Below are 23647 nucleotides of genomic sequence, written 5' to 3' on the forward strand. Positions count from 1 at the left end.
CCGAGTAGTGGAGGATGCCAGCGCGGCAGTCTTGCCTTCCTCAGGCTTGGGGCTTCCCCGACCACAACACGCTGAACTTGACGGAGAAGCCCTCGACGCGGCGAGCCACTCGTCCTTGGCCTCTGTGTCGGCGTCGCGCGCCGCCTTCCAGCAGTCGGTGCTTCTCTGCACTTCACTCGGATGGATGGGAATGGGTGGGTGCCCGTAAGTCTCGGCGCCTGAGAAGCAGCAAATTGCGACACCTCGACAAGTCCAGCATTGTGGAACGACCCTGTCGTCGTGTGTCGTCAGGGGACGTCGGGTTGTTGGGGCGCGTCCCGCAGCAGCCCGGCCCATGCCTCGGGCGACTCGTGGTATCCGTCGGTCATCGCGATCAGTTCCTTCGTGCCGTCGGCCCGCACGCCCATCAGCACCAGGACCGCGGCTTTCGCTCCCTCCGGGCGGATGCGCAGGTGGACGCCGCCAGCCCGGACGTACACGTAGTCGGTGGCGGGCGAGAGGAGGGCCGAGGAGCCGAGGAACTGCTTGAGCACGGGTACGAAGTCGCCGGAGGACAGGGCGTGCAGGTAGAGCAGCGGCAGCACCTCGCCGATCTTCGGGGACTTCCGCGCCCGCGCTTGTCGTTCACGCGCGGGGCCTTGACCTCGATGACTCCGGCGGGGGTGGTGACCTTCCGCGGCTGGTGATGGCCATTTCGCACGACCAGGCGGTGACCGCTCTCGTCCCGTCCACCGGCCAACTCGGTTATGTAGGCGTTGACTTCCGCCTCCGGGGGCGGCGGCCGACACCCGCCTCGCGTACGATCTCGTCGATCAGGGAACTGTTCGGCGGGAACCGTCAGCATTGACCACCGTGAGCACGGGCGCGCCTTCCCGGCCGGCGCTGTGAACACCGGCCTACTCGGTGGCCTTCAATCAATCACCCGGGAAGGTGCGCCCCTCGCGTGCCACCCGAGCCCCGATCCAAAGGTCTTGAGCATTGCTCGACACGGCCGGGAGGCAGCCGTCAGGACGAAGCGTCGACTCCGAGAGCGCTGTAGACGGCGGTGACGTAGGCGGAGGCCCGTGGGGAGCCCAGGACGTCGGGCCCCATGTTGTTCATGACATAACTGATCGTCATGCACCGGTCGAAGTCCATGATGGCCATGGAGCCTCCCCAGCCGCCCCAGAACGCAATGCGCCCGTCAGGGATCCACGGCAGGGTGTGCCGGTCGGGCAGTGCGTATCCGATGCCCCACCTGAGGTGCAGGCCGTTGACGAGATCCGACCCGCGCGACTGCTCGTCGAAGATGAGCTTGACGGTGTCGGGTCGCAGGAGTCTGCCGTGGGCGGCGGCGCCTTCGCGGGACAGCGGCGCGAAAATATCGGCCACGGACAGGGCGTTGCCGTGCCCGTTGGCCGCGCCCAGGTCCGCGGCGCGCCAGGCCGCGGAGTTGGCCGTGGGCGCACGGAAGGAAGGGCCCGTGAAGGTCTTGTACGCGGCGGTGTCGTGGTCGAGCACCGACGGGTCGAAGTCGAGTGCCGGAGGAATGATGTCGGCGACCCGCCCGAGGTCTGCCTCGTCCAGGCCGATCCGGAAATCGGCACCGAGCGGCTCGACGATGTGCTGACGCACGAAGTCGTGCAGCGAAAGACCGGTCAGGCGAAGCACCAGCTCGCCGACGAGGTGGCCGTAGTTCAGGACGTGGTATCCGGAGGCCGAGCCAGGCCGCCACCAAGGCGCCTGGGAAGCCATCCGGGCCGCCGCCTCGCGAACGTCGTAAAGATCCTCGAGCCGGGCAGGGTGGTCCAGGCCGGACACTCCCGAGGTGTGGGACAGCAGGTCCCGCACCTCGACCTGCTGCTTGCCGTTCACGGCGAACTCAGGCCAGTAGCGGGCCACCGGGGCGTGGACGTCCAGCTCGCCGGCGTCGACGAGCAGCAGGGCGAAGAGGCTGGTCACGGTCTTGGTGATGGACCACACGTTGGTGATCGTGTCGCGCTGCCAGGGCTGCGTGCGGGCCGCGTCCCGGTGGCCACCCCACAGGTCCACCACCTTCTCGCCGTCCACGTCGACAACGAGGGACAGGCCTACCTCGGCACCGCTCAGCAATTGGTCGAGAACAGCGTTGCGGACGGGCTCGAAGGGTGCGTTGACGGTTCCGTTCAGTTCGGTCATGTCCTAAGCCTCAAACCCTGACACTGGTGTCAGGGTCAAGTGGTAATCTCCGGCCGTGCGTATCGGCGAGCTGGCCACACGGGCGGGGGCCACCCCGCGGCAGGTGCGGTTCTACGAGACGAAGGGGCTGATCACTTCCACGCGCGAGTCCAACAACTACCGGGACTACAGCGAGACGACCCTGGGCCGCGTCCAGCAGATCCGTGAGTTGCTGAAAGCCGGCCTGTCGACGGAAGTGATCCGCGCCATCCTGCCCTGCATCGAATCCTCCCGTGACGCGATCGTGTTCGACGGCGTCACGCCCGAAACGGTGACGGCGCTGGAAGCCGAACGCGACCGGCTGACCGAGCGCATCGACGTCCTCACCCGCAACAGGGACGCCGTCTCCGCCTACCTGGGGAAGCTCAGACAACGGGCCCACAGCGCCTGACGCCCACGCCGTCCAGGGCGCGTATCGGAAGTGGATCAGGTCGTGGCGGTGAGTTTGACGAGGTGGCGGGCCGTGGCGGCGGGGTCGACGACCTGATGCAGGTGTGCGCCGGGCAGGTGTGCCACATGCCAGCCGCGTTCGCGTGCCTCAGCGGCGAGGTCGTCATAGGGAGGGCCGAACAACAGGTAGGAGCAGGGGTGGTCGTCCCAGCCCTCGGGGACCGGGATGTGCTGCTCGTAGTAGGACAGCGGCAGGGCGGGCTGCTCCTCGATGATTTTCTGCCGGACCATCGGATCGGAGAACATGGGGGCGACGTCGGCCTCATCCCACCAATCGGTCCAGCGCGGGAGTCTGCCGTTCACAGCCATCGGGCGGAGAAATTCCAGCAGTTCGGGTGGAGCGACCGGGGTCGGACCGGTCCGGGCCGGCAGTGCGGCATCGACGAAGATCGAGCTGGTCACCGGATGGTCGAGGCCCGAGCGGATCGTCGGGAGGAACAAGCCCGCGTTGCTGTGTGCCACCACCGCGACGGGGCTGTCGGCCGGGACCTGCCGAAGGTCGTCGCGGACGGCCTCGGTGATGCGGGGCCAAAATGGCGGAACGCCGGCGCCTATGTGCAGCAGCGACGGGACCCGCACCTGGTATCCCGCAGCTGTCAGGTGTTCGGCCACGGGGTGCCAGGTCGAGGGGCCTACGGACGGACTGTGCACGAGAACGAAGATCGGCTGCATGTGTCGATCCTGTGGCCCGCACCGTCGCCGGTGCGACCGGCTTGGCTGAGAGCGGAACGCCGCTTCGACGAAGCACACCCGTCACCATGACCGACACACCCAGCGGGTAGGTGTTCGTGTCCAAGACGGCGTCCACGCGCAATCCGGCGCGATATCGGGGCCTGTGACGCCTTGGCGGACCCGACGCCGCCGACTTCGACATCTCGCGACCCAGGCGCGGAGACCAGCTCAAAGGGGGCAACTCGAAGTTGGGAGCCGCCAATTCGCTCGCAGACCTGGTCGGCAACAACCTGGGCGGACTCCTGGTCACCGCACTGAGCGCCGCCAGGGCAATCGCCCTGGACGCCGCCTTCTACCCGGCCCGCGCATGGTGTGTGCTCCGCATCCGCCACCGTGAACCCGCCGCTCCCGCGCACATCCCAGGACGATGTGACCCCGGCACCGCCATGGCCCGGCAGCGCGCCGGCGGACCTTTCAGGACGCGTCGGTACGCATCGAGACGCCCGGACCCTCACTGCGGCATGTCGTCGACGCGATCGGAGCAGAGGTCGCGGAGGTGTCCGCCGGCACCGCGGCGCCGGGGTCCCTCCGGACCCGAAGCGTCTACGAAGTCCTGCACACGGGCAACGACACACTGACTTCGGCCGGACGGCAGGGGCGCCGGTCCTCAGCTGCTCCGTGTCCTCTCAAGATCCGGTTCCCGCCCGCCACCGCTGTCACGTCCACCCGGAGGTATTGCGGTATGTGCTGTTCCAGGTCGTTGCGAGATGACTGACTCCGGCTCTTCCACACCCCACGTCCGGCACGCACGAGTCGTCGACGAAGGCGGTCGCGGGCTGTTCAACATCACCCAGATCGCCAACCAGTGGGGTACTCGCTACAACCAGGACGGCAAGCCCATCTGGGCCGAGCAGACACTCCCGCACCACTGACCATGAATTGTGAACCACCGGAGGACGATCTGCGCCGCACCACGGCCTTCGACCGGCTCAGGTGAGGCGGGTCATGGAGCGGCCGGCGTGCTGCGGGACGCGGCTCTGTCACAACTGACGGTTCTGACCTGTCTTTGAGAGTGGAACCGAGAGGAACAGAGGACAGCGTGCGTGAGATCCTGATCGTCGGCAGCGGTTACGCGGGCTTCTATGCCGCGAGGGGCCTTGAGAAAAGGCTGCGCCGCGGGGAAGCGCGGGTCACCGTCGTAGACCCGCGTCCGTACATGACGTACCAGCCGTTTCTGCCGGAGGTCGTGGCGGGGTCCGTGGAGGCCCGTCACGCTGCCGTGTCACTACGACGGCACCTGCGCCGTACCCGGGTGATCGCAGGATCGGTGACGGATATCCGCAACAGCAGCCGGACCGTCACCGTCCGACCGGAGAGCGGGCCGGACTATGAGTTGAACTACGACATGCTCGTAGTGACAGCGGGGGCGGTCACCCGCACGTTCCCGATACCGGGAATCAATGAACAGGCGTTTGGCCTGAAGCACGTCGAAGAGGCCGTCGCCATCCGCGATCGGCTGCTGACCTCCTTCGACCAGGCAGCTGCACTGCCGCCTGGGCCCGAGCGCAAGAAGCTTCTCACGGTCACCTTCGTCGGCGGCGGATTCTCCGGCGTGGAGGGTTTCGGGGAACTGCTGTCCCTGGCGGCTGCGCTGCTGAAGAGTTATCCGGAACTCGACGCCCAGGAGCTCGACTTCCACCTGATCGAGGCGCGCGACCGGATCCTGCCCGAGGTCACTGACAAGCCTGGTGCATGGGTGGTCCAGTCTCTGGAGAGGCGAGGAGCGAAGGTGCACTTGAACACCCAGCTCGCCTCTGCCGAGGACGGCCGCGTGGTGCTCTCGAACGGGCAGGAGTTCGACTCGGGCCTGATCGTGTGGACTGCCGGCAATGCGTCGAACCCCATCGTTCACAACCACACGGACCTACCGGTCGATGAGCGTGGTCTGCTCGTCGTGCGGGCCGACCTTCGCGTGGGTACGGAAACGGAGGCGGTACCGGACGTGTGGGCCGCGGGCGATGACGCTGCTGTGCCTGACCTCGCGGCGGGACGGCCTGGAGCACAAGCCGTGCCCAACGCCCAGCACGCTGTACGGCAGGGCAAACGCCTGGCCAAGAACATCGTGGCGACTTTGCATGGGCGGGCGACCAAGAACTACGTCCACAGCAGCCTGGGAGTGGTGGCCACACTGGGCATGGGACGAGGGATATTCCAGTACCGGCACCTTGTCATCAAGGGCTTGCCGGCCTGGCTCATGCACCGCGGCTACCACGTGCTCGCTGTGCCCACGTGGGAACGCAAAATCCGCGTCCTCACTGTCTGGTGCACCGCGGCCCTCTTCGGGCGGGACATCGTCTCTCTGGCCTCGGTGCAGCACCCCAGGGAAGCCTTCGTGTCCCGGGGCAACCCCCGTGACAGTGACAAGTTTGCCGAGGTACACGAACAGTGAGCAATTCGTTCGTCACAGGCTTGACGGCATCGGATGAAGGCCAGGAACCGGCGGCGCTCTCCGCGTCCGCCCGAGCCACTCGGCCGCCATACGGAGCGCCCACCAGGGATTACGGGTAAGCCCTCAGGAACGCTTGGCGCGGTAGAGACCTCGACCTGTTCGCTGGACACGGGAAGCGCCGACAAGACGATCGAGTGTGCTACGGACGGCGTTGATGCTTCCGCTGTCGGAGTCGCGGCCAAGGGCCGCGGCCACATCGCGGGCACGCACATCGGCGTCGCCCACCGCAGCGACGTACTCCATGATCTGATCGGTGAGTTTTCCGTACTTCTTCTGTCTGCCGGCGGCGGCACTGGCGCCGCCTGAAACGGCATGTGCTGCGCCCTCGCGGCCCTTTGGCCCTGCAACCTGAGCCTCGGCCTTCGCTGTGACGTCCGTGGCCGTGGAGACGGCGATGTCGGTCTGAGGCTCGACGGGCGCCGAAGCCCGGTCCTGTTCCGCATTCGCATCACCGACGATGCCCGCAGCGGCCGCAGCAGCTGGGTCGAGCATCAGGCTCTCGAGGGCACTGAGCGCTCGCTGCACCGAACCGAGATGCGCTACTACGGCAGCCAGTTCTCTCTCCAGTGCCTGCTTCTGAGCCTGCAGGCGGACCAAGTCCTCCTGCAGGCTCCCAGCGGCGAGATCAATGTTTCGCGCCGTGTGGGTCACAGAGACCATGTGTTCCTCTCATCCTCAACCCCTTCTCGCCATCCCCGGCCCATCTGCGGTGCCGCTTGGTCCGGACGTGTGGAGGGGTACCCGCGAACATCATATGCAGTAGTACACGTGGAAAAAAGACGAACCAGACGGCCACACGTGTTTCGTACAGATGAGCCGCACTGAATGATGGGACACGAAACAGGGCAGGTCACCGCACCACCAATGGTCCGCCCCAAGGGCGACAAGGGTGAGCCGACCACCTGGGCACACGGCGGACAGTGGTGAATTCAGCCGACAATGAACCCTGTCCCACCGAGTCACACGGTGTTTTCCACAATGCTGGGCGACCGGCGCGCAACTCGCTTCAGGTCACGCTGTCGTTGCGTGACTCGGGTGTCGACGGTCGCGTCGGTCTGCACGAGGGCTCCAAGTCCAAGGCCAAGGCCGAGGAGCAGGGCCTGCGCGTGGTGACCCCGGCCGAGGCCGCCGCCGGGGCCGACGAGGACGCGTAGAGCCCATGCCTTCATCGGCTGCCCCTTTGCGCTCACCGCGCCGGCATCTGCCAGGATCACAGCATCAGCGGAGAGCCGAGAGCCACTGCGAAGCGGGAGCGCGAATCAAGGAACGCGGCAATCTTGCTCGGGTTCCACACCCACATCAGCTTGTAGATGCCTTCCTTCGAGGCGGCTATCGTCAGGATCGTGGCGGGCTCGCCATCTCGGTAGATCATCACGCCTGCACGGCCGTTGGTATCGACCCACCTGAGGTCCACGCCCTGCCAGAACCGCGAATAAGCGGTGGTCAGGTTGGCCACGCGTGCACGGCCCAGCACGGGTATGCGAGCGGCGCCCCGAATGCCATTGCCGTCGGACAGGCTCACGGCATCGGAGGTGAGGAAGGCTTCCAGCGAGGCCACGTCTCCCGTTTGAGCCGCTGAGACGAAGGCGTTCAGGAGATGTCGGTGCTCCGCCGTGTCCACGCTCTCTCGACTCTCGGCCGACAAACGCATGCGAGCACGGCTTACGATCTTCCGCACGTTGACGACGCTGAGTTGAAGGATTTCAGCGATCTCGGGATAGGCGTAGTCGAATGCCTCGCGTAGTACGTATGCGGCACGCTCGGTGGGATTCAACTTCTCCAACAGCAGCAGCAGAACCAGCTCCAAGGCCTCCGCACGCTGCGCGCCCACCTCCGGGTCCGAGCTTGTGTCGATGGGCTCGGGCAGCCACGGTCCGATGTAGGTTTCCCGACGCACCCGCGCAGACTGCGCGACGTTGATCGCCAAGCGGGTCGTCGTGCTCGAGAGGAAGGCCACGGGGCTGACCACCACGGAGCGGTCGGTCTTCTGCCAGCGCAGCCACACTTCCTGGACCACGTCTTCGGCCTCGACCACGCTACCGAGCACACGGTAGGCGATTCCGAAGAGACGTGGCCGGTGCTGCACAAAGACGGCAACGGCCTCTTGAAGGCCACTTGTCGCGGGGGACGGTTCGAAATGCATGATCCTGCGGTCTCCGTTCCTCCGGCTGCGGCTGCCCATGGGCGGGACCACGCGACGACCGCGTGGTTCCGGGACGGCTTCGGCAACCGTCCCGGGACACGCTCCTGGAAGCCGTGGTGTTGCCGGGTGTTACGCGCTGCATAGTTTGTTCGGGTGCTGTTGGAACTGTGGTCAGTAAAGCCACGGCACTGCTCCAATCGCATCTCTTCCACAGGCCGGGATCGGCCCGTTTCTGTGAGAGGGCTGGGGCAGCAGGCAGACACACAGTGTTTTCGAATATGGGTAGCAGGCTGCGCCTAGTTCTCAGCCCGGGGTCGTGGTCCCGTTCCCAGCGATGCCATTAAGAGGATGTCTCACGTGGTGATGGTGTGAGCTGCGGCATGATGTCTCTTCGTGAGTGCCGATCTTTCGCAGCGGCTGGTTCCTGACGGTCTGTGGGAACTCGTCGCCCCGTTGTTGCCGTCGTTCAGCTCCCGTCCGCAGGGCGGTGGGACTGCGCCGCTGAACGAGCGGGCCGTGTTCACGGCGGTGGTGTACGTGCTGACCAGCGGGTGCGCCTGGCGGCACCTGCCGGAGACGTTCGGGGTATCGCCCGCGACGGCGCACCGCCGGTTCACCGCGTGGACCGAGGCCGGGTTGTGGCGCCGATTGCACCGGGCGGTGCTGGATGAACTCGGCGCCAGGGGTGAGCTCGACTGGACCTCCGCGATCGTCGATGCGGCGTCGGTGCGGGCGAAAAGGGGGCTCGCTGACCGGGCCGAATCCGGTCGATCGCGGCAAGAAGGGCAGCAAACTGCACGTGCTGTCCGAGGCCCAGGGCCTGCCGCTGGCCGTGGCGGTCTCGGGTGCGAACCTGCACGACAGCCAGGCGTTCAAGCCGCTGATCCTCGGCATACCCGCCGTCCGCTCCCGGCGCGGGCCCCGTCGGAGACGGCCCGTGAAGATCCGCGCGGACAAGGCGTACTACTCCGCGGAACACCTGCGCTGGCTCCGCGCCCGGAACCTCGTCCCACGCATCGCCCGTCCCGGCATCGAGTCCGGCGAGCGCCTCGGCCGACACCGGTGGAAGATCGAGCGGTCGATCTCCTGGCTCTTCGGCTACCGCCGCCTCACCGTCCGGTATGAGCGAAAGGGCAGCCACTTCCTCGCCTTCCTCGGCCTCGCCGCAGCCCTGACCTGCTACAAGAGACTCGCCAAGATCACCACGTGAGACATCCTCTAAAGCATTCACACGTTGTTGATCAGTGGTTGGGTCGTTCTGCGTCCCGACAAGGGCTGAGCAAGCCCCTCAGCAGTGTTTTCACGCCACCGGCACGAGATCACCCCTGAAGACCGGCCGCATCGTGACGATGCGTGTCGCCGCTCACGGATGCTCCGGCAACACAATGCAAGCAGACCTTGGCCTCCGCTCTGCCGAAACGGCAAGCGGCACACGAGCGGATGCTTGCGCTCTTACGTCAGGCGTACTACTCGTCGTGGTGTCGGGCGAGGCGCCCGCATGTACAGGTCGGCCAGAACCGGAGGTGCTCCCGAAGGACCGGACTCGACCATGTGTCCGCACGAAGCGGTGGCGACTGATCGGTATCCGGATGGTCGCTCATTGGTCCTTGCCGGCCAGGACGTCCACGGTCGGCCGGTCAGTTCGCCGTCATCACGTCGGACTCGTACACCGCCCCAGGCGGTGGCAGGGTCATTGCATGATCGAGATCTGTCTGGGTTCGTCACTTGAGTCCGAGGGTTCGTAGGGGCCGGTGGTAGTCGCGGCCGGTGTGGCGGAGGGCGGCGGCGATGTTGGTCTGGCCGTCCTGGCGGAAGACGCTGATGGCGAGGTTGCGCAGGGAGGCCATGGTGCGGGGCAGGGTGCCGGTGCGGACCTTGGAGTCGTCCTCGCGGAACGTGTGGTCCCGGACGTGGTGCAGGAGATTCTCGATGCCCCGGTGGCCTCTGATCCAGGTGGCGAGCTCGGTGCAGGTTGCGTCGAAGACGGTCAGGCTGGTGATCAGGTAGACGCGCTCGATGGTCAGCTTCCCGATGCTCAAGTCGCGTCGCCACCGTACGACTTGGATCGCCTGGCGGGCGCCGGGGTAGTCGAGGTGGCTGAACGCGGCGACCTTGAGCCGGCGGATCTCGTCGCGGTGGTGGGCGTGGTCGCGAGTGCGGTGCCCGAGTGGGACGTCCCGCCAGGGCAGCTTCCTGACCTGCGCGTACAGGCCTGGATGGTTCTTCTTCACGACGGCCACGTAGTACGCGCCGCGACTGGTCAGATAGGCCCCGTGGTCGTGCTGGGTGTGCAGGGCGTCGGCGGTCACCACCGTGTTCTCCAGCTCGAGACCGTCCAGCAACGGCGCGAAGGAGGGGATCTCGTTGCTCTTGGAAGCGACCTGCCGCTGAGCCAGGACCACGCCGTGGTGGTCCATCGCCGCCAGCAGCTGGATCGCCGCGGCCGTTGCGGTTCGCGATCCGCGGACGACCTTGCCGTCGACCGCGATCACCCGTCGCACCGGCCCTTTCTCCGCGTCCGGCTCGACCGGGGGCGGCGTTCTGGCCTGCAGATACGCGCTGATAGCCGCGTCCAGCGCGTCACCGTCCACACGCTGCAGCAGGCGGCGCACGGTCGCGGCGTGCGGCACCGGCCGCAGACCGGTAAGCGGATCGGCAGCGAAGCCGAGGATGCCCAGCACATGCTGCGGGGCATCCGTGATCCACTCGCTGATCGCGATGAGCGAGCGAGCCCCGGTCAGCACCGCCGAGACGGCCGCGCACAGCAACGCGAGGGCCGGATACCGCAGTCCTCCCGCATCGCGGGGATCGGCGACCAGGATCAGGAAACGCCGCAGGTCAGCGACATCGCTTGAGGTGAGGGGATCAGTCGGGGAGCCCAGTTGCTCCAGTGCGGAAGGGATGGGCGATGATGCACGGGCAGGCACGGTCTCGCTCGGTTCTCATGGGTCTCGACAACCACATGATCACCAGCACCGTGCCTGCTCTGCTCTCCGGGATCCCCTGCCGCACAAAGGACATGACGCCACGTCACTCACGAGACCGGCGAACCGGACCAATCCCAATCGCGCAATGCCCCTGCAGGCGGTGGTTGTGCTGAGTGGTGTGCATTTTCTTGCCGCCGGTCACGACGTACGCCTGACTGGCGGGAAGGGTGTAGAAGCTCAGCGGAGCCTGGGTGGAGGGCGAAAGCCCGGCGGGGTATTCGCCCTTGTCCGGGTAGCTGCTGCCGTACACCGCTGCGGGCGAGGGCACGGCGGCCTCGACCACGGTCGCGCGGCAGTCGAGGGTTGTGTTCCGTCCGTATGGGTTGTGGAACCACACCTTGGTGCCGCTGTACCAACCAGCGTGCCTATGTCGGGCTGTTGGGGGTGGTGGGCTGGTTCCAGGAGTGCAGTTTGTCGGGGATAAGCATGACCCAGACTTGCGCGATGTGCTGGTCGGCGATGTCGAGGCTGATGACGGCGGCGACCTGGCGGCCGTAGCGGGCGACGAGGCCGGTGCGGCCGTTGACGGACTGGATGGTGAGTGTGGTGCGCGGGCGGCGGGCCAGGAGCGTCAGGAGGCTGTGCGTGACCTGTCGGTTGCCGTGGACGGGCCTGACCAGTGCCCGGACCTTGGCGCCGCCGTCGAAGAACGCGGTGGCGTCCGGGCAGAGAAGCGAGGCAAGCAGCCCGGCATCCTCCGTCAGGCAGGCTTGGCGGACGGCCCGGGCGAAGGTTTCGTGCTGTTCCGCCGTCGTGGGGTGTGAGCGCTGCGCCCGCAGGCCGTGGCGCGCTCGGTCGACGAGTTCGGCGCACTCCGGCTCGGTGCGTCCCACAATGTCGGCGACTGTATCGGGGGTCATCCCGACGTGAGGCGACCCCGGTGGTGTGGACACTCTGACAAAGACTGTCCACAGCAAGGACAGGACGGCCTCCCCGTTTGTGACACCGCCATGCGACGGACCTGCCCAGGACCGTGCCGGAGAGCCGGTCGCCCAAGCGGAAGTGACGAGGTTGGCGCGTGCGAGCCAGGTCTTGAGGATCCGATGGTGCGGCCCTTCTCGATCTCGATGAGAGTCCGTCTGGCCGGGCCGGTGCGGCGGGCGAGTTCGTCGTAGGTCCAGCCGCATTCGCTCCTGCGGAACACAACGTGTGCCCACCCTTACTCACCGGGACAGAGCTCCCTCAGGGTTACCTCTGGGACAAGTATTCTCTGCGGAAGGTGTCCATCCGGCTGCTCACGGTGGCCTTGCCTGCGCTGCCACGCAGTGTGGCGACGTGGATCACCTCACCTCAGCAAAATGCGCCACCCCGCTCCACCGGCGCACTGCCCCTCGGTGACGCGCGAGGGGAAGCCGGACAGTCGAGCTGACCCTGTACGTGGCAACGAGCGGCCGTCTCCCGCCGCTCTTCGCCGACCCACTCCCCGTGGCCGTCCGGCCGCAGCGGCGCGGCGGGCGCATCCAGTTCCTCGCGGCCCCACAGCGACCTTGGTGACCGAGCCGGTGTCAGTCGCGGCTGCGGTCCTGTCACAGAGCAGAGCGCTGTCCGGTCTTTGGTCAAAAGGTGCAAATCGGGTCGGATTGTTTTCTCTGCCCCACCCCGTCGGTATCGGTCGCCGCAGTCGTCCGCGCATCGTCTTCCCGCACCCCACACCACCACCCCCATCTATCCGAGGGCGGCAGTACGATGATCAGCACTGGCAAGGTAACACTCGGTAACCAACCGGGCAGGCATGAGACGTCCGAGTCGGCAGTCGCGATGTTCGACGAGCTCGGGACAGTGGTCGCATGGACGCAGGCCGCCGAGCAGCTCGTCGGGTACTCCGCCGGGGACGTGGTGGGCCGGTCTGCCGCACTCGTCCTGCCATTTTCCGAGGAAGCGCCGACGATATCGGCGTTCGTCGAGCAGTGCCGTGCCCAGAATGGCTGGTCGGGCACGACAGCAGTGCGCCACCGGGACGGCCGTGTGCTCAACGTCAGCCTGAGGATCTCGATGTTGTGGGGGCAGGACGGAACGGTCCGGTGGCTCATCTCCGTGACCGACATCGACACGCTCTCCGTGGAGGCGATGAACGGATCGGTGCGGGAGTCGCTGCTTACCCGCGCACCGATCGGCATCGTCGTTCGGGACCCGCAACTGCGCTGCACCTGGGTGAACGACACGATGGAGCGCCACGACGGCATTTCCCGTGACCGACGGCTCGGACGGCGATTCACCGATGCGCGGCCCGATGTCAAGGCCGAAGCAGTCGAGGCAGTGATGCGGCAGGTACTCCACAGCGGCACCACCAAGGTCCACCAGTACCGGACGTGGCCGCCGACGAGTCCGCGCCAGGAGCACACCATGGCGGCTTCGTTCTTCTGCCTCCAGGACGCCGACGGCGAAGCGCTGGGGGTGTGCACCATCAACGTCGATGTCACCGAGAGCCGGCGGGCGCTTGAGCGCCTCGCCATCCTCGGCGAGGCCAGTACGCGCCTTGGCAGCACCCTGGACGTGATGCAGACCAGCCAGGAACTGGCCGACCTCGCTGTGCCCCTGCTCGCCGACTACGCCGTCGTCGACCTGGAACAGTCGGTCCCGTTCGGTGAGGGGCCCCCGGTCCACATCGGCCCGATGGAGGGGCGCCTCCCCGTGTTCCGGCGTGCCGGTCTGGCCTCGATCCACCAAGGGGTCCCGGAATCCCCGTGGGTACGCGGTGAGCCGGTCCCCGTGACACCCGCCTCACCCGTCACCGACGTCCTGCGCAGCGGGAGGTCCCACCTGGAGGCGATCCTGGACACCGCTCCGGGCACGTGGATCGACGAGGACCCGGCACGGGCGCAGAAGATCCGTGAGAACAGCATGCACTCCCTGATGGTCGTACCCATCCGTGCGCGGCGCGCCCTGCTGGGCGTGGCGTTGTTCATCCGCACCGAGAACCCGGTGCCGTTCCAGGAGTTCGACCTGCTCCTCGCCGAAGAACTCGTCAGTCGCGCTGCGATGTCGATGGACAACGCCCGGCAGTACGCGCGCGAACACACCGCGGCCCTCGCGCTGCAACGCAATCTGCTCCCGCACCGTTTGAGGGGCGGTACGGCGGTCGAGGCCGCGTCGCGCTACCTGCCCGCCGACATGGACCGCGGCGTCGGAGGCGACTGGTTCGATGTGATCCCGCTGTCCGGCGCCCGGGTGGCCCTCGTCGTCGGTGATGTGGTCGGACACGGCATCAACGCCGCCGCGACCATGGGCAGGCTCCGCACCGCCGTCCACACACTCGCCGACATGGAACTGCCCCCCGACGAACTTCTGGCCCGCCTCGATGACACGGTCCAGCGACTGGCCGAGGAAGACGCCGACAGCCCGGACCAGACCCCCACGGTGGTCGGCGCCACCTGTCTGTACGCCGTCTACGACCCGGCCACCCGGATGTGCACCATGGCACGGGCCGGGCACCCCCCGCCCGCGATCATCGACCCGCAGGGCCGAATCACCTTCCCCGACCTTCCCACAGGAACCCCACTCGGCACCGGGCTCGGGGTCCCCTTCGAGGCCGTGGAGCTGGAACTGCCCGAGGGAAGTCTCCTCGCTCTGTACACCGACGGCCTGATCGAGACCCGCGACCACGACATCGATGTGGGAATGCACCGCCTGGGCACCGCCCTGGCACAACCGCACCGATCCCTGGAAGACCTCTGCACCCGCGCGATGGAAACCATCCCGGCGCAGATACCGTGCGACGACGTCACCCTGCTCCTCGTACGCACCCGCTCGCTCAGCCCGGTCCACGTCGCCTCCTGGACACTGCCGAGTGACGAGACCGCAGTCCGCAGCGCCCGGCACATGGCAGCCCGTCAGCTCGCCGAATGGGGCCTGGAAGGTCTCGAGGATGCCACGAAGCTGATCGTCAGTGAACTGATCACCAACGCCGTCCGTCACAGCACCGGCCCAATCGGTCTGCGTCTGATCAAGCACCAAGTCCTGACCTGCGAAGTGTTCGACACCAACACCGACTCCCCGCGTCCGCGCCGCGCACGCACCATCGACGAGAACGGCCGCGGCCTCTTCCTGGTCGCTCAACTGTCCCGCAGATGGGGCACTCGCTCGGCATCGCGCGGCAAAGTCGTCTGGGCCGAAGAAGACCTGCCTTCCGGCGTTCCGAAGGCCCGTGCGTGTGAGGGTGCGGCTGTAGCCGGGGCCGGGGTCAAATGAGGCCCGCCAAGGCATTGTCGCCCTGGCCTCGCCGTTTCGGTTGTGGTGGGGTGACGTCGGCGGTGGCGGCCCTTTCGGCTTCTGGGTATGGCGGAGTCCCGTCGCGGTGGCCGGGTTCTCCGGGTTCCTCGGGTCGTGGGCGGGCGGGACGGGTTGGGTTGTCAGCCGGCGGGGCGGGGCAGTGCGGGTAGCGACGGAGGGGCGAGCAAGAGCCACGTGGTCCACCAGCCGAGCGACTTGCCGAGCCGTAGGCCAGCAAGATCGAGCTGGATTCGGAGTCCGGCTGCTGGTGGGCGAGATCCCGGAAGGCTTCGGGGTGAGTCATGCCGAGCCTCGTCAGCGCCACCACAAGCGATGCTGCAACCCGAACCACCTGGAAGCCGTGACCAAGGAGGAAGCTCTTGCTCGTAGGGACTGGGAGAGGGCGCGCGCCTGGAAGACCCACTGCCGACACGGTCACGAGTACACGCCGGAGAACACGTACCTGGGCTCTCAAGGGTTCCGGCAGTGCCGGACCTGTCGTCGTGAGAGGGACAAGGCCCGCTGGGTTCAATCGCGGCGTATGGCCGCAGCCTGCCGAACTCTGCGATGCGCTCGCCGACGGACGCAAGGGCTCCAAGCACCTCAGGGCAACCAGCGACTGAGCTCGCTCTCTCCCCTGCGTACAAAGGGGCTGGCCGCTGCGCTTGCGCCAGTGCCGTGCCACGAGCAGGTGAGCGCGGATTCGAGGCGGGCGGGGCCTGTGGGTCCAACTGGGCCACTCCAGCACATACCGGCCGCAAGGCAGGCTGCTGTTGCTGCTCAGGCAGGTAGTGAGGAGCCTATGGCGCGCTGAGGCCGGCAACTCGGCCCGGGCCGCGGAGTCACCCGCCGCCGGGCGCGGGTCCGGCACTCGGTGCGTGCGGACGTCGCCCCATGCGGCACACACGCCATGGGTCTGAACTCGGCGCGAAAGACGTGAACACCGAGCCGCACCGCACCGAAGCCCCCGACCACCTAATGGCTGCGCACGAGCTCGTCAGTCGTCGTCAACGAGGGCCAGCTCCTCGTCCGTAAGCCTGCCGAAGCATGCTTCCTCTGTGATCATGACATTGGACTGATTCAAGGACTGCATCCTGCTGTGCCGGGCGTTGAGGATCCATCCCTGCTTCTTGTACGTAGCCATGAAGTACGTACCGCCCCCTCTGAGTGGCGCTTCCTCGGAAGGCCGCGTCTCTTTCCAACCTCGCGCCGCGAGGCCCGAGAGCACGGTGTCGAGCTGTCGGCGTAGCTTGGCAGGGTCGGTCCCGGCGGAACTCCACGTCGCATTGGACGTCCAAGAGGCCACGCACGGTGTCAGTCGAGGCACGAGGGTGGCCAGCTTCCGATCCTTGTCAGTGGCTACCGGGCGGGTCGGACGGGAGCCCTTGAATCCCGTCTCTGTCCTTCCTCCGGGCAGCCCAGCAGCCTTGATGGCCGCATCCAGATCCGCATGCACCGCCTTCTGGCAGAAGGATGCGGACGATACAGCGGCGGTCGGGGCGGAGCCCCCGACGCCGCCACCGCATCCGGAGATGAGAACGACCCATGCAGCGGCCGCCGCTGCCCGTCTGACTCTGACTGCGGTGGTACGCATGTGCTTTTCTCCCAGTGCGATGGCCGCCGGAAGCAGTGCATCCGGAACCGGCTGAGGGATTCTCGCACGATGGATCCCCGGCCTTCCCCGCAAGGGTGAGGAGGGAAGCAGGGAGGCCAGGGCCGGGGCCGACCACCAATGTGCCGCCTCGCGTCGATGCCGACCGCCCGACGCTCCCGGCTCACGCCAAGTGCTGCGGGAGCTCCACGCCGCTTCCGCCGAACCGCCGCCCCAGCACAAGGAGTGCATTCCGCGCACCCGTCCGATCGGCACCTGCTCAATGTGAGCAGGTGCCGATCCCGTGGTGGGGGTGGCTGGGTCGAGCGCATCCCTGCCTCCCACTTCACGTCGCGAACATCGGCGGATGACAGAGGAGGCCATCCTGCGGGCGGCCCGGCACGCGTCCATCGTGCAGGCGTTCCGAGCCCGCCTCCGTGCGCCTGCAATGACGCCATCCGCAGGTTCGCACCCCACCGTCCTCGTCCGGTTGGGCAGCCTCCGCGTCCAGATCGACGAGCAGCTCGCATCCACGATCTGGGAGTGCGGGTTCGAGACCTTCACCTGCTGCCAGGACCTTGAAGAGAGCAACGGCGGGACGTGAAGATCAAGCCGATGGACACAGCGATGTTCAAGGAGGCTCTCCCGTCGCGGTTCGGACTCCCACTGCTCTGGGGGAGTTTCCCGGCCGACCTGGTGCCTCCACGATCTCGTCGCCGGTCGCTCGGTGCGGCCCGCCCGACGGGGCAGCGCATCGGCCCACCCGTAGTCCGGGCTGGTGGCTGGCTGCCGACACGGACGCCAGGGCCCGCCGCAGGACGTCTCCTATCGCAACGTTCGCGCCCCCAGCGGTGCCAACCTGACGCAAGCGGGACAAGCGGCAGTCGTTAGGTTGGGGTCGGTCGTGTGAGATCTCGTGAGAGATGAGAGGGTCGGACGGGTGAGCGAGACACCACCGAACACCCTGCAATACCGCTTTGACGGGCCAGAGGACGCACCGACCCTGGTTCTGGGCCCGTATCTCGGTACCACCTGGCACATGTGGGACCGGCAGATACCGGAGCTCACCCAGCACTGGAGAGTCTTCCGCTTCGACCTCCCCGGACACGGCGGCGCCCCCGCCCACCCCGCGACCGCCGTCAGTGAACTCTCCGACCGGCTGCTCGCCACCCTGGACGGGCACGGCGTCCAGCGCTTCGGTTACGCGGGCTGCTCCATCGGCGGCGCGATCGGTGCCGACCTCGCGCTGCGCCATCCGCACCGGGTCGCCTCGCTGGCCCTGGTCGCCGCCTCGCCCCGGTTCGCCAGCGCCGACGAATTCCGTCGGCGCGGGGTCGTCGTCCGCACCAACGGCCTGGAGCCGATGGCCCGCACCGCACCGGAGCGCTGGTTCACCCCCGGCTTCGCCGCCGCTCAGCCCGCCATCGTCGAGTGGGCCGTCCAGATGGTCCGCACCACCGACCCCGGCTGCTACATAGCCGCCTGCGAGGCCCTCGCCGCCTTCGACATCCGCGGCGAACTCGGCCGCATCACCGTCCCGACCCTCGTCCTGGTCGGCGCCGAGGACCGGGTCACCGGTCCGGGTGACGCCCGTACCCTGGTCGCAGGCATACCGGACGCCCGGCTCGCCCTCGTCCCCGGCGCCTCCCACCTCGCCCCGGTCGAGCAGCCCGCAGCCGTCACCGATCTGCTCCTCACGCACTTCTCCGCTGCCTGGCAGGACACCCTCGCCGCCATCCCCGTCCCGCCCTTCGCCCCACAGCTCTCCGCCCCCGTGCTGCCCATCGCGGAGATCACCGCCGCCGCGCCCCGGCCCGAGCCCGGCGCCACCGGACGCGCCGACCCGTACGAGCTCGGCATGAAGGTGCGCCGCGAGGTGCTGGGCGATGCCCATGTGGACCGGGTCATGGCCGCCTCCGACGAATTCACCGGCGACTTCCAGGAACTGGTCACGCGCTACGCCTGGGGCGAGGTGTGGGCCAGGGAGGGTCTGGACCGCCGCACCCGCAGCTGTGTCACGCTCACCGGGCTGGTCACCTCCGGTCATCTGGAGAGCCTGGCCGCGCACGTCAGGGCCGCCCTGCGCAACGGCCTCACCCCGGCCGAGATCAAGGAGGTGCTGATGCAGACCGCCGTGTACTGCGGTGTGCCGGCCGCGAGCGCCGCCTTCTCGATCGCCCGGACGGTGATTCAGGAAGAAACGACGCCCTGCCCGTAGCAGGATGGGGCGCATGAACACCGTGAACCCCATGCACCTGACACTGACCAAGAAGACACACTCCTGCGTCCGTCTGGAGAAGGACGGCCGGACGCTCGTCATCGACCCCGGCGGCCTCTCGGAGCAGGACGCCGCCGTCGGCGCCGACGCGATCCTGGTGACGCACGAGCACTTCGACCACTTCGACGAGGCGCGGCTGCGCTCCGGTATGGAGGCCAATCCGGGCGCCGAGATCTGGACCCTGCGCAGCGTCGCCGACCAGCTCTCCGCTGCCTTCCCCGGCCGCGTCCACACCGTCGGCCACGGCGACACCTTCGTGGCGGCGGGCTTCGACGTACAGGTGCACGGCGAGCTGCACGCGGTGATCCACCCGGACATCCCGCGGATCACCAATATCGGCTTCCTGGTGGACGATTCGCTCTTCCACCCGGGCGACGCGCTCACGGTCCCCGACCGGCCGGTCGACACCCTGATGCTCCCGGTGATGGCCCCCTGGAACAAGATCTCCGAGGTCATCGACTACGTACGCGAGGTCAAGCCGCGCCGCGCGATCGACATCCACGACGCGCTGCTCGCCGATCTGGCCCGCCCGGTCTACGACAACCAGATCGGCAGCCTCGGCGGCGCCGAGCACACTCGGCTGACGCCCGGGGACTCGACCGGCCTGTGACCGCCGCCGGTCCGGCGACTGTCGGTGGGAGCCGCTAGGTTTACGTACATGCGCATCGCCACCTGGAACGTCAATTCGATCACCGCCCGGCTCCCGAGGGTGCTGGCCTGGCTGGAGAGCACCGGCACGGATGTGCTGTGCATCCAGGAGACCAAGTGCTCGCAGGAGCAGTTCCCGGCGGATGAACTCCGTGAGCTGGGCTACGAGTCCGCGGTCAACGCCACCGGCCGATGGAACGGGGTCGCGCTGGTCTCCCGGGCCGGCCTGTCCGACGTCGTCAAGGGGCTGCCCGGCGGCCCCGAGTACGAAGGCGTGCAGGAGCCCCGGGCGATCTCCGCGACCTGCGGCCCGGTCCGCGTCTGGTCGGTGTACGTGCCCAACGGCCGCGAGATCGAGCACCCGCACTACGCGTACAAGCTGCGCTGGTTCGAGGCCCTGCAGAAGGCCGTCGCCGCGGATGCCGCGGGCGCGCAGCCGTTCGCGGTCCTGGGCGACTTCAATGTCGCCCCGACCGATGAGGACGTCTGGGATCCGGCGCTGTTCGAGGGCGCGACCCACGTCACCACCGCCGAGCGCGCCGCCCTTGCCGCACTGCGCGAGGAGGGCCTGTCCGACGTCATGCCGCGCCCGCTCAAGTACGACCGCCCGTACACCTTCTGGGACTACCGGGAGCTGCGCTTCCCGAAGAACAAGGGCATGCGGATCGACCTCGTCTACGGCAACGCGCCCTTCGCCGCGGCGGTCGGGGACAGCTATGTGGACCGAGAGGAGCGCAAGGGCAAGGGCGCGTCCGACCACGCCCCGGTGGTCGTCGACCTCGACATCTGACGAGCCGTCGCCCCCGGCACCCGGCCGCCCCGCCGGTGGACGACCGTGCCATGGTCCTCGGCCACTGCGGACCCCCTCATCGTGTGTGCGGGCAGATCCTGGTGTCAGTGGTCGCCGCTACGGTGGTTCATGTCCTTATCCCGCTTGCTGGCTGCTTGCTGTGACCAGGACGGCCCCGCCCGTTCAGCGCCGGGCGGGGCACCATCCACCGGCTGTCACACCGCAAGGACCCCGTCCCCGCTCCGGTCGGCGGCCCGGTGCACGGCCCATGACGCCCCGGCAGCGCCCAGCGCCGGCACCATCAGCAGCGCGCTCACCCACAGAGGCGACCGGAAGCCGAACCCCGCACCGATCGAGAGCCCGCCCAACCAGGGGCCGAGCGCGCCGCCCACATTGAACGCGGACGTGGCGAACGAGCCGGACAGGGTCGGTGCGTCCGCCGCCAGCCGGAACACCCATGAGATCAGCGCCGTACCGGTGCCGAACGCGAGCATTCCCTGGACGAGTACGAGTACGACCGTCGCGACCGGGCTCCCTGCGGTCAGCGCGAACCCGGTCCACCCGGCGGCCAGCGCGACCAGACCGGCCGCGGTGAGGGCGACCGGCCGTGCGTCGATGATCCGGCCGGTGACGGTGACCCCGACGAACGAGCCGAGACCGAACAGCGCGAGCAGAGCGGGCACCCAGGCGGCACCGAGGCCGGTGACATGGGTGGCCAGCGGTTCGACGTAGGACAACGCGCAGAACGTGGCCCCCTGCACGAGGGCGCTGGTCAGCAGGGTCAGCAGCAGCCGCGGACGGGCCAGGGCCCGCAGCTCCTCGCGCGCGGGCGCGGGGACGGACCGTGGCCGCGCCCCCGGAATCGTCCTGGCGATCACGACGACGGCCGGTACGCAGACGAGGGCCACGGCCCAGAACGCCGACCGCCACCCCCAGTGCCCGCCCAGCGCAGCCCCCGCGGGCACCCCGGCCACACAGGCGAGGGTGACGCCCCCGACCACCACGGACGTCGCGCGTGCCCGGGCCCCGGGCCCGACCAGGGAGAACGCGGTCACCAGGGCCACCGCCCAGAATCCGGCGTTCGCCAGCGCCCCGACGACCCGCGTCGCGAGAAGCACTCCATAGCTTGGGGTGAGCGCGCCGACGACATGGACGGCGCTGAAGACACAGAGGAAGAAACACAGGGCACGGCGGCGCGGCCAGTTCCGGCTGAAGAGTGCCATCAGCGGCGCCCCGACGACCATCCCGACCGCGAAGGCCGAGGTCAGCAGCCCCGCGGCCGGAATGGACACATGGAGGTCGGCGGCGATGTCCGAGACCAGACCGGACAGCATGAACTCGGACGTGCCCTGGGCGAAGACGGCGAGCCCGAGCGCGTAGACAGCAAATGGCATGAAGGAACCCCATGGACGGCTGATGAGTGGACCGGACAGGGGATGTGGGCCGCGCCCGCCCGTCATGGCGGGCGGCAACACGGAAGAACGTCCGGGGTGTCCCGGACGGAACTCACGGAACTTACGGAACTCACGGAGCTCACGGGGCGCTCGACGACTCGACGCCCCGGCAGACGCCCGAGCCGGAGAATTCGCGCACGAGCGCATACGGGAAAACGCGGCCCACACCGCGGTGGTCCCGCGGCGGCGGTCCGGCAGCATCGATCCCACAGCCGTCGCTCGGCCGTGCGGGATCAGTGCGACAGCGGATCAGCCACCGGCGGACCGGTGGCTAGCCTCTGTCGGACTCGGGGCTGGACATGATCGCGAACCTACCAGCCCGGATCCGCTCGCGCCCGGTTCAGCACTCGAACGACAGGCCGCGCGCCCTATGGTGCGTAACACGCCTGGGATGCGACCCTGAGTGGTATGAACATCCCTTTCCTGGACAACTGGCGTAAGCGTCACGACGGTACGCGGGGGGCGGGGCTCGCCGCCGCCGTCGCGGGTGATCCCGAGGGCGTGGCCCAGCTCCTTGCCGAGTGCGAGCTGCTGCGGGTCCGGGCGGGGCAGCGGGGGCTCGAACTCGACGACAGCCCGGCCTCGTTGGCGGCTCTCGACCAGCTGCCGCCGCGCTGGCGCGACGACCCCGAGGAGCTGCCCTGGCTGGGTAACGACGCGGGGCTGTACCTGGGCACGGTCCTGGTGCGCAATGTCCCCGGTGCCGTCTGGAACATCTGGCCGAGCGGGCAGCCCGTGGTGCGGCTCTCCTCGGGGCGGGAGATCGATGTCGTCGAGGCCGGACTGGACTGGGCGATGGCCGGCAGCCCCGAGCTCTCACAGGTGTATGCAGAGTCGGCCGAGGGGTAGGGCTTTCGCCAAAACCAGATAAGACGCCTTGTGCCCCACGTGTGCGTGTCGACGGCGAAGTCCCTTTTCGCGCTGGATAGTTTGCGCTGACCTCGACATAGCGACAAGTGGGTGGGGCAGCGTATGGCCGTCGATCCGTTGATCGAGCTGCGGGACGTCAACAAGTTCTACGGGCAGTTGCACGTACTGCGGGACATCAATCTCACCGTCGGCCGCGGGGAGGTGGTGGTGGTCATCGGCCCCTCCGGCTCCGGGAAATCGACGCTGTGCCGGACCATCAACCGGCTGGAGACGATCGAGTCGGGTCACATCGCGATCGACGGCAGACCGCTTCCCGAGGAGGGGAAGGGGCTGGCCCAGCTGCGGGCCGAAGTGGGCATGGTCTTCCAGTCGTTCAACCTGTTCGCGCACAAGACCGTACTGGCCAATGTCTCGCTCGCCCAGCTCAAGGTCCGCAAACGGAAGAAGGACGAGGCCGACCGGCGCTCGCGCGAGCTGCTGGAGCGGGTCGGACTCGCCTCGCAGGCCGACAAGCTCCCCGCCCAGCTCTCCGGCGGCCAGCAGCAGCGGGTCGCCATCGCCCGCGCCCTCGCCATGGACCCCAAGGCGCTCCTCTTCGACGAACCCACCTCGGCGCTCGACCCGGAGATGATCAACGAGGTGCTGGAGGTCATGCAACAGCTCGCCCGGGACGGCATGACCATGGTCGTCGTCACGCACGAGATGGGCTTCGCCCGCTCCGCCGCCAACCGCGTGGTCTTCATGGCCGACGGCCGCATCGTCGAGGACCGCACTCCCGAGTCGTTCTTCACGGCTCCGGAGAGCGAACGCGCCAAGGACTTCCTGTCCAAGATCCTCAAGCACTGACGGG

General features: G+C 68.0%; 20 protein-coding genes and 2 pseudogenes. 12 read left to right on the forward strand and 10 right to left on the reverse strand.

The window, feature by feature from the left end:
• Positions 1 to 317: 317 nt before the first annotated feature.
• Positions 318 to 860: pseudogene (locus tag OG507_RS34480) on the reverse strand (transposase); the annotation flags it as partial.
• A 145-nt stretch (positions 861 to 1005) separates the two neighbouring features.
• Positions 1006 to 2157 (reverse strand): serine hydrolase domain-containing protein, encoded by a 1152-nt coding sequence (locus OG507_RS34485; RefSeq protein WP_327371024.1) that lies wholly within the window; start codon positions 2155 to 2157, stop codon positions 1006 to 1008.
• A gap of 55 nt (positions 2158 to 2212) precedes the next feature.
• Between OG507_RS34485 and OG507_RS34490 the strand changes: the two genes are divergently transcribed.
• The gene (locus tag OG507_RS34490) at positions 2213 to 2587 is read left to right on the forward strand and encodes a MerR family transcriptional regulator (RefSeq protein ID WP_327371025.1); all 375 of its coding nucleotides are present in this window, start codon (positions 2213 to 2215) and stop codon (positions 2585 to 2587) included.
• Between the two features lie 35 nt (positions 2588 to 2622).
• Here OG507_RS34490 and OG507_RS34495 read toward each other — a convergent pair whose 3' ends face one another.
• A complete protein-coding gene (locus tag OG507_RS34495; protein WP_327371026.1) occupies positions 2623 to 3318 on the reverse strand; it encodes an alpha/beta hydrolase in 696 nt (231 codons plus the stop codon).
• Positions 3319 to 4085: 767 nt separating this feature from the next.
• Here OG507_RS34495 and OG507_RS34500 point away from each other — a divergent pair.
• Positions 4086 to 4250 carry a hypothetical protein gene (locus OG507_RS34500; RefSeq protein ID WP_327371027.1) on the forward strand — a complete coding sequence of 55 codons (165 nt, stop codon included), beginning with the start codon at positions 4086 to 4088 and terminating at the stop codon, positions 4248 to 4250.
• Positions 4251 to 4417: 167 nt separating this feature from the next.
• Positions 4418 to 5767, forward strand: coding sequence for an NAD(P)/FAD-dependent oxidoreductase (locus tag OG507_RS34505; protein ID WP_327371028.1), 1350 nt, complete (start codon positions 4418 to 4420; stop codon positions 5765 to 5767).
• Between the two features lie 123 nt (positions 5768 to 5890).
• Here OG507_RS34505 and OG507_RS34510 read toward each other — a convergent pair whose 3' ends face one another.
• A complete protein-coding gene (locus OG507_RS34510; RefSeq protein WP_327371029.1) occupies positions 5891 to 6487 on the reverse strand; it encodes a hypothetical protein in 597 nt (198 codons plus the stop codon).
• A 356-nt stretch (positions 6488 to 6843) separates the two neighbouring features.
• Here OG507_RS34510 and OG507_RS34515 point away from each other — a divergent pair.
• A pseudogene (locus OG507_RS34515) lies at positions 6844 to 6969 on the forward strand (ketol-acid reductoisomerase); the annotation flags it as partial.
• A gap of 68 nt (positions 6970 to 7037) precedes the next feature.
• Here the strand turns inward: OG507_RS34515 and OG507_RS34520 are convergent.
• Entirely contained in the window at positions 7038 to 7970 is a 933-nt protein-coding gene (locus OG507_RS34520; RefSeq protein ID WP_327371030.1) for an RNA polymerase sigma-70 factor, read from the reverse strand.
• Positions 7971 to 8363: 393 nt separating this feature from the next.
• Between OG507_RS34520 and OG507_RS34525 the strand changes: the two genes are divergently transcribed.
• Positions 8364 to 9180 (forward strand): IS5 family transposase gene (locus OG507_RS34525; RefSeq protein WP_327369860.1). Its coding sequence is split into 2 segments (ribosomal slippage): positions 8364 to 8711 and positions 8713 to 9180, totalling 816 coding nucleotides; the frame shifts between segments, so codons are not numbered across the junction.
• Positions 9181 to 9691: 511 nt separating this feature from the next.
• Here the strand turns inward: OG507_RS34525 and OG507_RS34530 are convergent.
• The 3 genes from OG507_RS34530 to OG507_RS34540 all read right to left on the reverse strand — a co-directional run bounded on the left by OG507_RS34530 (position 9692) and on the right by OG507_RS34540 (position 11790).
• Complete coding sequence (locus OG507_RS34530) at positions 9692 to 10897, reverse strand: ISAs1 family transposase (protein WP_327371031.1); 1206 nt, start codon at positions 10895 to 10897, stop codon at positions 9692 to 9694.
• 103 nt (positions 10898 to 11000) lie between these two features.
• Positions 11001 to 11240 (reverse strand): hypothetical protein, encoded by a 240-nt coding sequence (locus tag OG507_RS34535; protein ID WP_327371032.1) that lies wholly within the window; start codon positions 11238 to 11240, stop codon positions 11001 to 11003.
• Between the two features lie 82 nt (positions 11241 to 11322).
• Positions 11323 to 11790 (reverse strand): hypothetical protein, encoded by a 468-nt coding sequence (locus OG507_RS34540; RefSeq protein ID WP_327371033.1) that lies wholly within the window; start codon positions 11788 to 11790, stop codon positions 11323 to 11325.
• Between the two features lie 925 nt (positions 11791 to 12715).
• Between OG507_RS34540 and OG507_RS34545 the strand changes: the two genes are divergently transcribed.
• Positions 12716 to 15145, forward strand: a complete 2430-nt coding sequence (locus OG507_RS34545) for a SpoIIE family protein phosphatase (RefSeq protein ID WP_442811064.1) — start codon at positions 12716 to 12718, stop codon at positions 15143 to 15145.
• Between the two features lie 1018 nt (positions 15146 to 16163).
• Here the strand turns inward: OG507_RS34545 and OG507_RS34550 are convergent.
• The gene (locus OG507_RS34550) at positions 16164 to 16760 is read right to left on the reverse strand and encodes a hypothetical protein (RefSeq protein ID WP_327371035.1); all 597 of its coding nucleotides are present in this window, start codon (positions 16758 to 16760) and stop codon (positions 16164 to 16166) included.
• Between the two features lie 364 nt (positions 16761 to 17124).
• On the opposite strand from OG507_RS34550, the gene OG507_RS34555 reads away from it, so the two are divergent.
• From OG507_RS34555 to OG507_RS34570, 4 genes are all read left to right on the forward strand, one after another.
• On the forward strand, positions 17125 to 17361 hold the full coding sequence (locus tag OG507_RS34555; protein ID WP_327371036.1) for a hypothetical protein: 237 nt from the start codon (positions 17125 to 17127) through the stop codon (positions 17359 to 17361).
• 336 nt (positions 17362 to 17697) lie between these two features.
• Positions 17698 to 18975 (forward strand): bifunctional 3-oxoadipate enol-lactonase/4-carboxymuconolactone decarboxylase PcaDC, encoded by a 1278-nt coding sequence (pcaDC, locus tag OG507_RS34560; protein WP_327371037.1) that lies wholly within the window; start codon positions 17698 to 17700, stop codon positions 18973 to 18975.
• A 13-nt stretch (positions 18976 to 18988) separates the two neighbouring features.
• Entirely contained in the window at positions 18989 to 19645 is a 657-nt protein-coding gene (locus OG507_RS34565; protein WP_327371038.1) for an MBL fold metallo-hydrolase, read from the forward strand.
• 48 nt (positions 19646 to 19693) lie between these two features.
• Complete coding sequence (locus tag OG507_RS34570) at positions 19694 to 20473, forward strand: exodeoxyribonuclease III (protein ID WP_327371039.1); 780 nt, start codon at positions 19694 to 19696, stop codon at positions 20471 to 20473.
• A 215-nt stretch (positions 20474 to 20688) separates the two neighbouring features.
• Here OG507_RS34570 and OG507_RS34575 read toward each other — a convergent pair whose 3' ends face one another.
• Complete coding sequence (locus OG507_RS34575) at positions 20689 to 21867, reverse strand: Cmx/CmrA family chloramphenicol efflux MFS transporter (RefSeq protein ID WP_327371040.1); 1179 nt, start codon at positions 21865 to 21867, stop codon at positions 20689 to 20691.
• A 468-nt stretch (positions 21868 to 22335) separates the two neighbouring features.
• On the opposite strand from OG507_RS34575, the gene OG507_RS34580 reads away from it, so the two are divergent.
• Positions 22336 to 22776, forward strand: a complete 441-nt coding sequence (locus tag OG507_RS34580; RefSeq protein WP_327371041.1) for a DUF6278 family protein — start codon at positions 22336 to 22338, stop codon at positions 22774 to 22776.
• Between the two features lie 123 nt (positions 22777 to 22899).
• Positions 22900 to 23643, forward strand: a complete 744-nt coding sequence (locus tag OG507_RS34585; protein WP_327372197.1) for an amino acid ABC transporter ATP-binding protein — start codon at positions 22900 to 22902, stop codon at positions 23641 to 23643.
• The last annotated feature ends 4 nt before the right edge of the window (positions 23644 to 23647 follow it).

The organism is Streptomyces sp. NBC_01217 (assembly GCF_035994185.1).
Taxonomy (GTDB): domain Bacteria; phylum Actinomycetota; class Actinomycetes; order Streptomycetales; family Streptomycetaceae; genus Streptomyces.